The sequence below is a fragment of the Citrobacter sp. Cb028 genome (assembly GCF_030336705.1).
Lineage (GTDB): Bacteria > Pseudomonadota > Gammaproteobacteria > Enterobacterales > Enterobacteriaceae > Citrobacter > Citrobacter braakii.
In genome coordinates, this window is record NZ_JAOWCZ010000035.1 from 276848 (window position 1) to 291787 (window position 14940).

Genomic DNA, 14940 nt, shown 5'->3' on the forward strand with positions numbered 1-14940 from the left:
GACGAACCTAACCATACCGTCAGTTTTGTGGTATAGGTTCGTCTAATAGCCCAGCTATACTATATCCACCGGTTTTAGCTCCTAGTTCTCCTGACTATTTTTTTCTTGATCAAGACTCTTGGATGTTATTAGGGCTAATGCTATTAATTTCATACTATTGAAAATAGTATCTAATTCACTTGATATTTCCGGCGTGCGTTTTGCAGATTTAATTTCATGAACCTTCCACAATGGGCATTTGGCTCTCGAATATCTATCCCAATCGATTAATGGGCATGATTCAATCGATGTAAACAGGGCAACCCTCTCCTGGGAGTTGATGATTACTATGTGGATCAATATTGAGTCCAGTATCTTCATGTCTTCTTTTGGTGTCAGCTTTATTTCTCTAACTCGGCTATTTACAACTTCTGCATCTTCAACCATTCCTACTGGGGTAAATCCAATTATAGGTTGACTCTCCTCTATGTTATTGGTAGATATCGGCTTTGTATTTGATTGAAAACTGTCAATATTTGTATTTATAATGCGAGATGCTATAGTCCTGCTGACATCGCTTTCAGGTTTTCTGTATCTAACTCTTGCAAAATATGAATGGCTATTGTTCTTCAACCAATTGCCAATGAATACTTCATTTGGGACTATTTGTTTTTCGCTCGCTTCTATTTCTACATCATAAAATGGTGATAACAACTCAAAAAGTATAGAGCTTTTTTCGTGGACGAGATTTAAAAATTCATGAAAATCAGATTTGCTAAAGAGTTTTGTCGACGTCTTTTCTTTAATTTTTTGGGAAAGTTCTTTTATAATTTGTTCTTCACTGTTATTTTTGCTTTTGTTATCTTTTGTATTTGTTGTTTCTTCAGTAGTTAGTTTATTATAAATGTAATCTTTAAGTTCTTGATTTATTATGCCAAAGCCTTCATCAAGAGACCCTTGAGTTACGAAAACAGGTCGTTGTTCTTTTGATGTGAAATCATCAGCAAGGCGGTTTACAATATGACGGTATTTTACATCTCCAGGAAGTTCGTAAAGAGATAAAAATAATGATTCAGAAAAATCGCTAAACTTACTATTAGCGAAGGAAACCTGGTCGCTTCTTGACGAAGCCATAACATATACACTGTTAAACCCAACATTAGTATAATGTTTTTCATCTTTAGATAATTCGTTTAAAAATTTCTCTCTTTGCTCAATGTTTCCTTTTATTATTTTGCTACCACTATAGCACGAGTCTATTATTTTTACGTAAGTATTTGGTGATATGCTTCTAGCTTGATTATCTATGAATTCAGATGATACAGTAGTTTGATTTATTCTATTTGAAGCATAATCTGAGAAAACAAGTCTAGACTCTATTTCACCATTGTTTTTTTCATGGGCTATTCCGTGCCCTGTAAAATAAAATAAAAGTTCATCTATTTTTTCTTCTTTTTCTTTTATGTCGCGAAAGAATGATATTATTTTATCTGCGGCTTCCTGACCAGTGCAGTTGCCAGAAATATATAGTATATAACTGGGGTTTTTTATTTTGGTGACTACTTCCTTTATTAGTGAAATATCATTTTCACATTGTGGTAAGTTTGTTGATTGCGAGCCGTAATCTGATACACCAATTAGTATTGCAGCATTGATTTTATCGCTATTTGCTCCTGTTAAAGTTAATTGCTTTTCAACCGACGAGTTATTTTCATTTGTTGTGTTGCTGGTGGAAGTATTGTTCGCCTGGCTAGGCGTTGTTAGTATGCTCGCTGTTAGTTTGTTCTTTTTGGGCTCTTTTGTGGTATTTTCACTTTGCATAATCTATCCCGATATCCTTAACGGAAATTGTATTTTTGGAGGTGAATGTAAATAAGTACATGTTTTTTTTATAAAAAGCAAGGTAAATATCATATAGGATTTAGAGTTGAACGTAGTATCTTCATGCTCCTGACACCTAAGTGTTTTGGTATCTCATTTGGGAGATTCTCCTATAAATCAGTCTATTAAAGCATAAAGCTCAGAGTAGTATTTGCTTGCTAAAATTCTAGAGCTGTATCTTTCTACATGGAATCAACCCAAAAAGCGACCTAAAAAGTACTTACAGAATTGACGTTACGTTGATGTTGTTTTCTGGAAGTTTTTGCTTAGTGGTTGGTGTTATCTATTTGATAATTATTTATTTTTTAATATGTTGTTCACTTCAGACCAACGTCAACTTATCCTTATAGAGCGATTAATTTCTATAAGTACTTTTTCTCAAAATTTGATTTCTATGGATGGAAACCCATCAAAGAAACGTCATTTTTTTCTAAGACTTTGATCTTTCGTTGATGGTGTTAGTGGGGATTCCGGTCATCGAGCGCGATGCGCTCTTCTGACCGTTTCAATGGATAGGTTCGCCTTCTTGCGCCTCTCGCGGCGTTTGCCGCGCTCCGCGCTTTTGGCGGTTTGGCTGGCATATCTCTCTTATTATTGGTCGTTTTTTGCACTGCCTTGTCACGATCTGTCACTACTAGTAGTAATGGTCATAACCTCCGCTTTCTCTTCTGGCTCTGGATGCTCTCACTCGTGCTCTTCTTAACATCCTTAACAGTGGGTGGGTTTGTACTTTGTTCGAGTTTATTATCTGTGAGGATAGTAACTCCCTGCGCTCTGTCTCTGCCTCTTTGGTGACCGCTATCACTGATAAATCCCAATCGTGTTTGCTAATTAACGGTGCTTGGAACGGGGTGATTGGTGAGCGATTTATGTCTTGTCGTTTCAATGTACGCTGTATCTGTCTCTTAGCTTTGTAGTTGTCTTTCCTTGATGCCTGAACGGCTTTTAGTATGCGTCTTACAGCATGAAAGCCAGTGATAGAAAGTGTTTCTTTTTTTATCTCATGCCGCGCCCAGCCATTCGAATAACCCCAAACGTTGGCATCTGACCAATCATATAGGCTCTTGCTCGCCTCTCTATTAAAGTCATTTAACTTAGTTTCGGGCTTTGCCATGTAATCAATCTGTTTACCTATACACTTTGTAGGCTCTGAATATTGCTGACCTTTCAAATCTAGATCCCACTGGGGAGGAACATTTGATGGGATTGCATTGTTTGCCAGTGTTACCCATTTGCTGACAATTTTGCCAGCTTGCCCATTAATGCTTCTTTCGTTCACCATGATTATTGCGTGTACATGCGGCTCTGACTGGTGTTGAGCCCACTCCATGACGTAAACCCACTGATTGCCTTTCGAAGTCAACCATCTGGTAAGTGCCTTTAACACTTTGTTGAATTTCTCTGGCGTTGTTCCCTTAACGGGTCTGAAGGTAAAGGAGTAGGGGATACCACTAGTTGATTCGACATCCAGAGTAAACAAAGCTCGCCTCATTGTACGCCATTTCTTCTTTGTCCAGGCTGGTGGTATGCAGTGGTTAGCCTTTGATGATTGGCGTTTATTCTCCGCCTTTAATTCATTACGTTTGTGCGTAACTGATTTCACATAAGCTAATGTGCGACCATTGATGTGATTGATTACGGCTTGTGATTTTGTGGATAGACTCGCGTCTTTATCGTATAATTCCATGTGTAAAGTTCATATATTTCAATTGCTTCAAAGCCGACTCTCGCAAAGTCGGCTTTCTGCTTTGTCAATCACAGGTATTTGGTTTCAATACCCTTGTAAACAGTTCTAAGCGTGTCTTCAGGCACTTTGCCCACCAGCCCACGCAACAACGACAACGTTATGTTTACCTTACGCAATGTCTTTACATATCTGGCGTTCGTCCTCCAGATCTTCAATGTTTCGTCTTTATCGCTGTGGTATGCTTCTAAATTGCGTTCTGTGACGTGATACGCCCCTGTTTTAAACTGCTCAACAGGAATTCCCCAATCGTTGCGTAACAGCGTTAAAACGCGACTACGTTCGTGATTTCCGGCTTTCCTTAATATGTCGTCAAACTCCTTTGGGGTAAGCTTCCTGCCACTTAGTAGGATATCGCGCATATTCGCGGCGACCTGAGAGCGTGTAAGAGTGCTCATTTTCGTCCCCCCAGAAATCTGTCGGCAAATTGATCAAGGCTGGAGGCAAGCCACACCCGGCGCTTGCGTCCATTGATGGTCTGATTTATATAGGGAGGAAAGCTTGGGATATATCGCTTTAACTGATAGAAGCGTGACAGACAGACGCCAAGATATTCTGCTGCGTCTTTAGCGGTCAGGTAATTAATCATTTTATTCCCTTACTGTTGTACCAAAATGCAATACGGGGGAGACTTCCTGTCTCCCCAAATTACTCTACAATTTTTGTGCGATTAAATCAGAACTATTACTAAGTAATCATCGCCAGAGGCAATGCCGATAGCTTTTCCACCGCTGGTGGATTTCACATCATAAACCCAGGTGCTGGTGCTCACCTTTTGTGGCTCTGATCTAATCAGTGCCGCGAAGGTTTCAAAATCAACATGGGTTACGTTCAGCTTTTGATTGGTAGGTTTCAACTGCATTCTTAATACCTAATAACGTATTGTTTGTATCCTGTTTATTTCTGTTCTTTAGTTGCTACGCGATTCGGCTATACGTTGATCGATCCAGTCATCGATCTCGCTTTCAATAAAAGCTATTGCGCGAGCACCAATCTTGACTGATTGGGGGAATTGTCCTCGGCTCATCAGAGCATATACCCACGCCTTGCTATAGCCAGTGCGTTTCAAAACCTCAGATAGCCGAATCAGCGACTTTTTCATATCTACCTCGTAATACGTTGCTTGACTATGTGAGATAGTAAATCATTGTTTTTTATGAAAGTGTGGTAATTTTGCAAAAAAAGTTTGGTAATGAAATCTTGCGGGTTTAGTAATGTTTTTTGCTGATTTTTTAGTCATTTTAGTGACTTTGGCAACGTCAATTATTAACTTGTGAATCTGCTTACTATTTTTTGGAATTGAGAACATCAAATGCACAAGCAATAATTTTCTTAATGTTCCTAGGTTTAGTTCCGTTTACATCCTCCTTTGCCGTTTCCAATATGGTGTAAGAGATTTCTTTGACTATTTTGTCCATACTTGCGCCATCCCCCCATTTAAAATTTGGATCCTTGCTAAGCAATATATACATCGCTGCCAATACCCTCATTACTGTATCTTTGCCTCTCCAGTCTGGCATACTTTCCGCATCTTTTAGCTGTGAGTCGCTAACAAGAGTGCAATCAACATTGCACATATCCAGTTCTGGGAAGAAGTTCACAAGCTCGGAGCGCCTGAAATAAAACGAATCGTAGGACCCATACCAATCATCCTCATCATCGTGATATAAAAAGTCTTCGCCTTTCCTAACGTTGAAAGTCCCTTCTTCCCCCGGTATTGGGCTCTCCCTGTATTCATGTCCCATAGCCAGAAGCCCTAAAAACTCCACACACTGCTTTTCAAAGTCTTCATTAGTCGTAAAACCTGACACCCAATCGAACTGATAAAAGCCCAGCCTCCCTAAAGTATCTGGTTTTGCCTTGCTCAATCTGTAGTTACTTAAGATGGCGGCAGCTATCATTCTTTCATTTTCATTGTTTAGTCTTGCCAGTTCGCTGATCAGATTACCAAACCAGATTTTATCTTCTGACTCGTTATAAAACGCATCTAGTCCTGTCATCTTAGTCACGGCGTGTTCTCCTTCCGAACTCGTAAGGGCTTATATGTATTTCTCGATTGGCGTCCAGATAATCTGCCCACCATTGAAGCATTAGTTTGCGCTCTTCTAAGTAATCAGCCTTGTGCTTGTAGGCTCTTTTAACGTCTTTATATTCTTTGTGGCTCATCTGGCGCTCTACTGCGTCCTCCTGCCACAAACCGGACTCCATCAGGGAACTACAGGCTGTGGCACGGAATCCATGTCCAGTTACGTCCTCTTGCGTGTTATAGCCCATTAAGCGTAATGCCTTGTTTACCGTGTTTTCACTCATCACGCCTTTGGTGTTTCTTTCATTCGGAAACACAACATCGTAGCTTCCGCTTAGTTCTCTCAACTGCTTTACAATAGAAACAGCCTGACGGCTAAGAAGCACGATATGTTCGTCTTTTCCCGTCTTTGTGCCACGGGTGGAAAACCTCACACCATCGATAGGCTCTCTTTTTTTAGGGATAATCCACTCAGCCCGATCAAGGTCAAACTCTTTCCAACGGGCAAACCTTAACTCGCTTGAACGAACAAAGGTCAACATGTTTAGCTCAATGGCAAGGCGGGTAAGAGGATTACCTTTAAAGCTGCCCAATCGAGTGAAAAAGTCTGGTAAATCTCTGGGATGTAGTGCGGCATGATGCTTAGTTTCATATTGCATTAACCGGACATCGAGATCATTCGTGATGATTTCTGTCTTAATGCCGCTCAGACGGGCGCTATGTATGATGTCCTTAACCCGTTGTTTAAGTCGGTTGGCTGTATCGTGTTTCCCGGCATCATCTACCTTCTTAAACAAAGGTAAAATTGTCATCGCCTCCAGTTTGCGAATATCCGAAGTGCCAATGTGAGGGAAAATATACATTTCAAGGCTTCTAAGTACGCGTTTTCGGTGGTCTTCGTTCCACATCTGGTGGCTTTCAACCCATTGACGTCCTATCGTCTCAAAAGTGAATGCGCCTTTTTCTTCCGCTTTTGCTGCTCTTTGCTCGGCTTTGGGATCTATTCCCCTGGATAGCAGCTTCCTGGCGTCGTCTCTTTTTTCTCTGGCGTCTTGTAAGCTGGTGGTTGGATATACCCCAAAAGCAAGCCTGTCTTCTTTCTTGTCTGATGGGCGGCGATACTTCATACGCCAATATTTCGAACCGATTTGGGATACTTCAAGATAAAGACCACCGCCATCAGACAGCTTATAAGCTTTGTCTCGTGGCTTGGCTATTTTGCACTGACGATCTGTCAATCTGTTGAGGGTGTTTCTGGTCATATTGGGGGCACATATACAATCGAACCAACAATGCCCCAAATTATGCCCCATAGACTTACTTGATTTCAATAGACGGTAATAGACGTCTAGAGAGCAAAATATCTTTGTTTTTAGATAGTTGCAGGGGATTTGTGGACGGTAGTAGACGTTGGTGTACGGCGAGATGGTGTCCCCTGCAGGAATCGAACCTGCAACTAGCCCTTAGGAGGGGCTCGTTATATCCATTTAACTAAGGGGACGAAGCGGCACGAGTATAGCGTTTTTTACTCACAACGGTAAGCCTCAGGCCGCCCAACTGCTCAAACCGTCACCATTCAAGCCTGTTTTTTCTGGTTTTTCTGCTTTTGCTCATCCCGCCTGGCTTGTAACCTGGCTTCTTCTTTGCGTTTATTGCTCATATCATTGCGGATCTGCGCGTGGCTCATCAGCGCGAAGATAAACGTCCCGCCACAGATATTCCCGGCGAGCGTAGGGAGAGCAAAGGGCCAGAAGAAATCACTCCAGTGCAGCGTACCATTAAAGACCAGATAGAGAATTTCCACCGAACCGACGACGATGTGCGTGGTATCGCCCAGCGCAATCAGCCAGGTCATCAGAATAATGACCACAATTTTTGCTGCCCCGGCGGCGGGAAACATCCATACCATTGTGGCAATTAACCAGCCGGAAATGATGGCGTTGGAAAACATCTCCGTTGGCGTGTTTTTCATCACATCCATGCCGATTTTGACAAAAGCATCGCGGGTTTCTTCATCAAAAATCGGCATATGCTCAAACGCCCATGCGGCAACCCCAGTGCCAATAATATTACCTAGCAGAACCACACTCCACAGGCGCATCAGCAGGCCAAAATTGCCGAGCGTAGGGTTTTGCATTACCGGCAGGACGGCGGTGACGGTATTTTCGGTAAACAGTTGCTGGCGAGCCATAATGACAATTATAAAGCCGAAGGTATAACCGAGGTTCTCCAGCAAAAATCCTCCAGGCACACCTTCCAGTTGCACATGAAAAATTCCTTTAGCCAGTAGCGAGGCGCCCATCGAGAGTCCCGCAGCGATGGCTGACCACAGTAGCGCCATCGCGTCGCGCTCCATTTCTTTCTCCCCATCCTGGCGGATATGTTCATGGATCGCCATGGCGCGGGAGGGGAGTCTGTCCTCATCGACCTCAATCTTTTTACCCTCTAGCTTTTCGTCACTGTCGACCTGGAGTTCGTCGCTGTGCCGATCAATCTTTTCGTTCTCAATGTCATTCATAGCCGAATCCTGAATTAGCACGTATTGCTAAAGCGTAGCGGCTTTTGTCCGAAAATCAGCGGGAGAAAGTCTGAGATAGCAAAAATGGTAACGTTTGTTTTTATTGGGGTAGCTAGAATAGAGCCGCCGCGGAGTGCGCATTACCAGGCTATGATCAAATCAGTAACACAGGGTATATAGACATCATTTGACGTGCTGTTACAATCGCTCACATCTAAACAGGCGGATACGTCATCGTTCCGTCATGGATGGCAATCAGCGATAGCCATAATACACAGGGAGACACTTATGAAGCTTCGCCTGTCGGCGCTTGCGCTGGGAACCACACTTTTGGTGGGGTGTGCGAGCTCTGGTACTGAACAGCAGGGGCGTTCGGACCCATTTGAAGGGTTCAACCGCACCATGTACAACTTCAACTTTAATGTTTTAGATCCATACGTTGTTCGACCGGTGGCAGTTGCCTGGCGTGATTATGTCCCGCAGCCGGCGCGTAACGGTTTGAGCAATTTTACCGGCAACCTTGAAGAGCCGGCCGTTATGGTCAACTACTTCCTGCAAGGCGACCCCTATCAGGGTATGGTGCACTTCACCCGTTTCTTCCTGAACACCCTGTTAGGTATGGGCGGATTTATCGACGTGGCGGGTATGGCTAATCCGAAGTTACAGCGCGTTGAACCACACCGTTTTGGTAGTACGTTAGGCCACTATGACGTTGGTTATGGACCGTATATGCAGCTTCCATTCTACGGCAGCTTCACGCTGCGTGATGATGGCGGCGACATGGTGGATACGCTGTATCCGGTACTGTCCTGGCTGACCTGGCCGTTGTCGATAGGTAAATGGACGGTTGAAGGGATTGAAACCCGCGCGCAACTGCTTGATTCCGACGGTCTGCTGCGTCAGTCTTCCGACCCTTACATCATGGTGCGAGAAGCTTACTTCCAGCGTCATGACTTTATTGCGAACGGTGGGAAACTCAAACCAGAAGAAAACCCGAACGCGAAAGATATTCAGGACGATTTAAAAGAGATCGATTCTGAGTAAGGAAGGATGAAAATAAAAAGGTGAGCTAAAAAGCTCACCTTTTTTATATCTGAAGAAAATCAGAATGCGTAGTTGAAGTTGGTACCGAACAGCCAGGCTTTACCTTCAGAATCGAAAGTATACGGGCCTTCTTTGACGGTCACTTTCTGGCCGTGCATATAAGAAACGCCTACGTCAATGGATGCGTCATCATTGAAGGCGTAAGTGGTACCCGCACTCAACCACAGACGGTCCTGGTCCGGAATGGAGATGGAACGCTTGCTCGCAGGAACCGGGCTATCGTCATAGGCGATACCGGTACGGAAGGTCCAGCTTTTATCCATGTAATAAGTCGTACCCAGCGCGATGCGGTAAGAATCTTTGAACCCTTCTTCTTTATAGAACAGCGTCTGCCCGTTGGTGCCGGTTGCTTTCAGCTCCTGGAACTGACTCCAACTGGTGTAAGCCATGCTGTAGTGAATAGCCCACTGTGGTGCAACGCGGTTGTAACCCGACAGTTCCCACATTTCCGGCAGGTTAAGCGTCAGAGAACCTGGGACGGTGGCGTTGGTGGTTCCCCAAGGGAACGCCGTGCCTGCGCCAGGTAACGCGTTGGCCTGGGTGCGGATGCCGCTCTTGTAATCGCCATCGAAGTCGATTTTGACTTCAGACCGATACGTTAAACCGTAGCGGTTATTTTTATCCAGCTCGTACAAAATACCGGCGTTCCAGCCGTAACCCCATTCGTCACCTTTCAGGCTGGCAATTTTCTGGCTGACTTTTGGCAATGCAGCAGTTTGTTCACCGGAATAACGCTCAATTTTTGCATCGGCATAGACGGCATTAAAACCAACGCCAAAGCTCCAGCTATCATTCAGACGGTAGGCACCGCTCAGGTTCAGGTTGACCGTTTTAAGATCGGTCTTCCCGCCGTATTCGCCGACGATGTAGCTGTCGTTAAATTCGGTTGCCAGGCCATAGTTTGACGTGACAGAAGCCCCCCAACCAAACTGTTCGTTGATCGGCATCACGAAGTGAGCATTGGGAACCCACGCCGTAGGCGCGATGTTGTCCGCATCGGTGCTGCGTCCTGTATATGGCGATTTACCGGAAATATTCACGTCTGGATCGATATACACCGCACCCGCTGAAAAAGTAGGGCGGTCAAACATCATAATCAGCGCCGGGTTACGACTGGCGTTACCTGCATCATCTGCAATAGCGCCTTCACCCGAATATGCCCGGCCAAGGCCAGAGGAAGAAAATTCGTTTAACTGAAAGCCTGCAGACCAGGCCTGTGTGGAAATAATTGCCACTGCGACTGCGAGAGCAGACTTTGTAAACAGGGTTTTCTGGCTCATGACCATAACCTCATTGATTTATTTTTATACAAACAATGTTACATACCGTAACAGGAGCGCGAAGTGTAGGGTCTGAGGTACAACTTAGAAATCAGACCAGTGCCGAGAGTATAGGTCTGACCAGCTGAAATGTTGCAAGTATGTTTATAAATATTTTCAATTCTGATCTCGGAAACGCGATCCAGCTGGCAAAATTGCGGGTATGCACACTCACCTGTTTGGGTGATTTTTGTTTTAGATCATTTTTAAGTGTGATTTCGGTCACTTATCCCATTTCATACAATTAACGACTGGAGAGGCGAATAATGGGAGCGTAAAATATCCCCATCGTTTATCTGGCACCACAGGTGCGAATACAGAGGAAATCTACAATGAGTAAATGCAGTGCTGATGAAACCCCGGTTTGCTGCTGTATGGATGTTGGCACCATCATGGACAACTCCGATTGCACCGCGTCATACAGCCGTGTGTTCGCGAATCGTGCAGAGGCAGAAGAAACGCTGGCCGCTCTGACTGAGAAGGCGCGTGGCGTGGAATCTGAGCCTTGCCAAATCACCTCGACCTTTACTGAAGAGTCTGAAGGTGTGCGTCTGGATATCGACTTTGTTTTTGCCTGTGAAGCTGAAACGCTGATCTTCCAACTGGGTCTGCGTTAATCCCTTCTTTAAAAGCCCTTGTTACCCGGTAGCAAGGGCTTTTTCGTCACTGTCAGTGATTATTCACTGTGTCTTAGCTCCCACTTTCTTTTCTCCCTGCTTGGCTAAATGTAAAAAATTGGTTAAGACTGTGATCAGGTCAGACCACTTATTTTTATTTTTTACAGGGGAGTGTTATGAGTCAGGCTTTACCGCTGATTACCCGCCAGGGCGATCGCATCGCCATCGTAAGCGGATTGCGTACGCCATTTGCCCGCCAGGCAACCGCGTTTCATGGCATTCCCGCCGTAGATTTGGGGAAAATGGTCGTTGGCGAGCTGCTGGCGCGCAGCGAAATTTCTGCTGATGTGATTGAGCAACTGGTCTTTGGCCAGGTGGTGCAAATGCCCGAAGCCCCAAATATTGCTCGTGAAATCGTGCTGGGAACCGGGATGAATGTGCACACCGATGCCTACAGCGTAAGCAGAGCCTGCGCCACCAGCTTCCAGGCGGTGGCGAATGTCGCGGAAAGCCTGATGGCGGGGACTATTCGCGCAGGAATTGCCGGCGGTGCGGACTCCTCGTCAGTTCTGCCTATTGGCGTTAGCAAAAAGCTGGCGCGGGTGCTGGTGGATGTCAATAAGGCCCGGACCACCGGTCAGCGTCTTAAGCTTTTCTCCCGACTGCGCTTACGTGACCTGATGCCCGTACCGCCAGCCGTCGCCGAGTATTCCACCGGTTTACGCATGGGGGATACGGCCGAGCAAATGGCCAAAACTTATGGGATTACGCGAGAGCAACAGGATGCCCTGGCGCACCGTTCTCATCAGCGCGCCGCTCAGGCGTGGTCTGAAGGAAAACTGGCAGATGAGGTGATGACCACCTACGCGCCACCTTTCAAAGATCCTTTTTCAGAAGATAACAATATTCGCGGCAACTCTACGCTGGCCGATTACGCCAAACTGCGTCCGGCCTTTGACCGAAAACACGGCACCGTTACCGCGGCGAACAGTACCCCGCTAACCGACGGCGCAGCCGCCGTGATTATGATGACGGAATCGCGTGCGAAAGAGTTGGGGCTGGTGCCGCTGGGATACCTGCGTAGTTTTGCCTTTACCGCCATCGATGTCTGGCAGGACATGCTGTTGGGGCCGGCGTGGTCAACGCCGCTTGCCCTGGAGAGAGCGGGTCTGACCATGGCTGATTTAACCCTGATCGATATGCATGAAGCATTTGCCGCACAAACGCTGGCGAATCTTCAACTGCTGGGTAGCGAACGTTTTGCCCGCGAAGTGCTCGGCAGGGCGCATGCCACGGGCGAGGTCGATGACAGTAAATTTAACGTGCTGGGCGGATCGATTGCCTATGGACATCCCTTCGCCGCCACCGGTGCTCGCATGATCACCCAAACTCTCCATGAGTTACGACGTCGTGGTGGTGGTTTTGGTTTAGTGACAGCCTGTGCAGCAGGTGGTCTGGGTGCGGCAATGGTTCTGGAGGCAGAATAATGGAAATGGCATCGGCTTTTACGCTAAACGTACGTCTGGATAACGTCGCTGTTGTTACCATTGATGTGCCCGGAGAGAAAATGAATACCCTGAAGGCGGAATTTGCCTCTCAGGTTCGGGTCATTCTGAAACAAATTCGCGATAACACAGCATTACGCGGCGTGGTGTTCATTTCGGCGAAACCCGATAACTTCATTGCCGGGGCGGATATCAACATGATTGGTCGCTGTCGCAGCGCGCAGGAAGCTGAAACGCTGGCACGCCAGGGGCAGCAGATTATGGCGGAAATAAACGCCTTGCCGATCCCCGTAATCGCCGCAATTCATGGCGCCTGTCTCGGCGGTGGCCTGGAGATGGCGCTGGCGTGCCACAATCGTATTTGTACCGATGATGCTAAAACCGTACTGGGTTTACCTGAAGTGCAGCTTGGTCTGCTGCCCGGCTCTGGCGGTACCCAGCGGTTGCCCCGTCTGATTGGCGTCAGTACCGCGCTGGATATGATCCTCACCGGAAAACAACTACGCGCAAAACAGGCGCTGAAAGTGGGTTTAGTGGATGAAGTTGTACCGCATACCATTTTGCTGGAAGCGGCCGTAGAACTGGCCAAAAAGGATAGTCCCGCACACCGTACTCTGCCGGTGCGAGAGCGTGTGCTAGCGGGGCCGCTGGGGCGGGCGCTGTTGTTCCGCATGGCCAGTAAAAAGACGGCGCAAAAAACGCAGGGCAACTACCCTGCAACAGAACGTATCCTTGAGGTCATCGAAACCGGCCTGGCGCAAGGCAGCAGCAGCGGTTACGACGCCGAAGCCCGCGCGTTTGGCGAACTGGCGATGACATCTCAGTCTCAGGCGCTGCGGCACATCTTTTTTGCCAACACCGATGTGAAAAAGGATCCCGGAAGTGATGTGAAGCCCGGCCCGCTAAACAGTGTAGGCATTTTGGGCGGCGGTCTGATGGGGGGCGGTATTGCCTATGTGACGGCCTGTAAAGGCGGCTTGCCAGTGCGTATCAAAGATATAAATGCCAAGGGAATCAACCACGCGCTGAAGTACAGTTGGGATCAGCTTGAAACGAAGGTTCGCCGCCGTCATATCAAAGCCAGCGAGCGTGATAAACAGCTGGCGCTGATTTCGGGATCAACCGATTACCGTGGCTTCGCTCATCGCGATCTGGTTATTGAAGCCGTATTTGAAGATCTGGCGTTAAAACAACAGATGGTGGCAGAAGTTGAGCAAAATTGCGCATCTCATACCATTTTTGCCTCTAACACCTCATCTTTGCCGATTGGCGATATTGCGGCGAACGCTGCCAGGCCTCAACAAGTAATTGGTTTGCACTTCTTTAGCCCGGTGGAAAAAATGCCGCTGGTCGAGGTTATCCCGCATGCCACGACCTCTGAGCAGACAATTGCCACAACCGTTAAACTGGCGAAAAAGCAGGGCAAAACGCCGATAGTGGTCAGAGATAAGGCCGGATTTTATGTTAACCGCATTTTAGCGCCATACATTAACGAAGCTATTCGTATGCTGACCGAAGGCGAGCGGGTTGAAGCCATTGACGCCGCGCTGGTTAAGTTTGGTTTTCCGGTCGGGCCAATCCAACTTTTGGATGAGGTCGGAATTGATACGGGCACTAAAATTATACCAGTGCTTGAGGCTGCATATGGAGAACGTTTTAGCGCGCCTGCAAATGTTGTTGCTTCAATTTTGAATGACGATCGCAAAGGTAGAAAAAATGGTCGGGGTTTCTATCTTTATGGAGCGAAAGGGCGTAAAAGCAAAAAACAGGTCGACCCTGCAATTTATACGCTTATTGGCGTCCAGGGGCAGGGCCGACTCACCGCCGCGCAGATCGCCGAGCGGTGCGTCATGTTAATGCTCAATGAAGCAGCACGCTGTTTCGATGAGAAGATTATCCGCAGCGCGCGTGATGGCGATATCGGCGCTGTATTTGGTATTGGTTTTCCGCCCTTCCTCGGCGGCCCGTTCCGGTATATGGATTCGCTTGGCGCGGGTGAAGTGGTTGCTGCTCTGCAACGACTGACCACGCAATACGGCTCGCGGTTTACGCCGTGTGAGCAGTTATTGCAGATGGCGGAACGCGGTGAAAGATTCTGGAGTAATGGGGAAACTGACCTGAATTCATGAGGTCAAAGGTAGGATGAATCCGCACTGAATGTATGGGTCGTGCTCAAAATGTAAACAGAGATTGACTATACTTACGCCGTTGAGGTAAAAAACAGCGTTTCATTCGGTGAATGGATAA

At 46.6% G+C, this 14940-nt stretch carries 14 protein-coding genes and 1 tRNA gene; 4 read left to right on the forward strand and 11 right to left on the reverse strand.

The annotated features are described in order from the left end of the window. Positions 1 to 81: 81 nt before the first annotated feature. The 10 genes from OGV75_RS20165 to OGV75_RS20210 form a co-directional block, all read right to left on the reverse strand. Positions 82 to 1800 carry a caspase family protein gene (locus OGV75_RS20165; RefSeq protein ID WP_272822997.1) on the reverse strand — a complete coding sequence of 573 codons (1719 nt, stop codon included), beginning with the start codon at positions 1798 to 1800 and terminating at the stop codon, positions 82 to 84. A gap of 694 nt (positions 1801 to 2494) precedes the next feature. After that, complete coding sequence (locus tag OGV75_RS23700) at positions 2495 to 3547, reverse strand: rolling circle replication-associated protein (RefSeq protein ID WP_418342803.1); 1053 nt, start codon at positions 3545 to 3547, stop codon at positions 2495 to 2497. A 68-nt stretch (positions 3548 to 3615) separates the two neighbouring features. Next, positions 3616 to 4002, reverse strand: coding sequence for a hypothetical protein (locus OGV75_RS20175; RefSeq protein ID WP_272823042.1), 387 nt, complete (start codon positions 4000 to 4002; stop codon positions 3616 to 3618). Then, positions 3999 to 4193, reverse strand: coding sequence for a MerR family transcriptional regulator (locus tag OGV75_RS20180; RefSeq protein ID WP_000611586.1), 195 nt, complete (start codon positions 4191 to 4193; stop codon positions 3999 to 4001). Before OGV75_RS20180 ends, OGV75_RS20175 begins: the two co-directional genes overlap by 4 nt. 81 nt (positions 4194 to 4274) lie before the next feature. Continuing rightward, positions 4275 to 4466 (reverse strand): hypothetical protein, encoded by a 192-nt coding sequence (locus OGV75_RS20185; protein ID WP_272823041.1) that lies wholly within the window; start codon positions 4464 to 4466, stop codon positions 4275 to 4277. A 48-nt stretch (positions 4467 to 4514) separates the two neighbouring features. Then, positions 4515 to 4706 (reverse strand): helix-turn-helix transcriptional regulator, encoded by a 192-nt coding sequence (locus tag OGV75_RS20190; protein WP_000749077.1) that lies wholly within the window; start codon positions 4704 to 4706, stop codon positions 4515 to 4517. 184 nt (positions 4707 to 4890) lie between these two features. After that, positions 4891 to 5613, reverse strand: a complete 723-nt coding sequence (locus OGV75_RS20195; protein WP_353622583.1) for a hypothetical protein — start codon at positions 5611 to 5613, stop codon at positions 4891 to 4893. Beyond that, complete coding sequence (locus OGV75_RS20200; RefSeq protein WP_286481109.1) at positions 5606 to 6892, reverse strand: tyrosine-type recombinase/integrase; 1287 nt, start codon at positions 6890 to 6892, stop codon at positions 5606 to 5608. Before OGV75_RS20200 ends, OGV75_RS20195 begins: the two co-directional genes overlap by 8 nt. A gap of 164 nt (positions 6893 to 7056) precedes the next feature. Further along, positions 7057 to 7131: transfer RNA gene (locus tag OGV75_RS20205), tRNA-Arg, on the reverse strand. A 75-nt stretch (positions 7132 to 7206) separates the two neighbouring features. Continuing rightward, the gene (locus OGV75_RS20210; protein WP_047416338.1) at positions 7207 to 8148 is read right to left on the reverse strand and encodes a formate/nitrite transporter family protein; all 942 of its coding nucleotides are present in this window, start codon (positions 8146 to 8148) and stop codon (positions 7207 to 7209) included. Between the two features lie 288 nt (positions 8149 to 8436). On the opposite strand from OGV75_RS20210, the gene mlaA reads away from it, so the two are divergent. Then, on the forward strand, positions 8437 to 9192 hold the full coding sequence (gene mlaA / locus OGV75_RS20215; protein ID WP_003028190.1) for a phospholipid-binding lipoprotein MlaA: 756 nt from the start codon (positions 8437 to 8439) through the stop codon (positions 9190 to 9192). A 59-nt stretch (positions 9193 to 9251) separates the two neighbouring features. Here mlaA and fadL read toward each other — a convergent pair whose 3' ends face one another. Then, a complete protein-coding gene (gene fadL / locus OGV75_RS20220) occupies positions 9252 to 10532 on the reverse strand; it encodes a long-chain fatty acid transporter FadL (RefSeq protein WP_046275562.1) in 1281 nt (426 codons plus the stop codon). A 371-nt stretch (positions 10533 to 10903) separates the two neighbouring features. Here fadL and OGV75_RS20225 point away from each other — a divergent pair, with 371 nt between their 5' ends. From OGV75_RS20225 to fadJ, 3 genes are all read left to right on the forward strand, one after another. Further along, entirely contained in the window at positions 10904 to 11188 is a 285-nt protein-coding gene (locus OGV75_RS20225; protein ID WP_003834838.1) for a YfcZ/YiiS family protein, read from the forward strand. Between the two features lie 176 nt (positions 11189 to 11364). Continuing rightward, complete coding sequence (fadI, locus tag OGV75_RS20230; RefSeq protein ID WP_046275563.1) at positions 11365 to 12675, forward strand: acetyl-CoA C-acyltransferase FadI; 1311 nt, start codon at positions 11365 to 11367, stop codon at positions 12673 to 12675. Then, the gene (gene fadJ / locus OGV75_RS20235) at positions 12675 to 14822 is read left to right on the forward strand and encodes a fatty acid oxidation complex subunit alpha FadJ (RefSeq protein WP_286481110.1); all 2148 of its coding nucleotides are present in this window, start codon (positions 12675 to 12677) and stop codon (positions 14820 to 14822) included. Before fadI ends, fadJ begins: the two co-directional genes overlap by 1 nt. Positions 14823 to 14940: the final 118 nt, after the last annotated feature.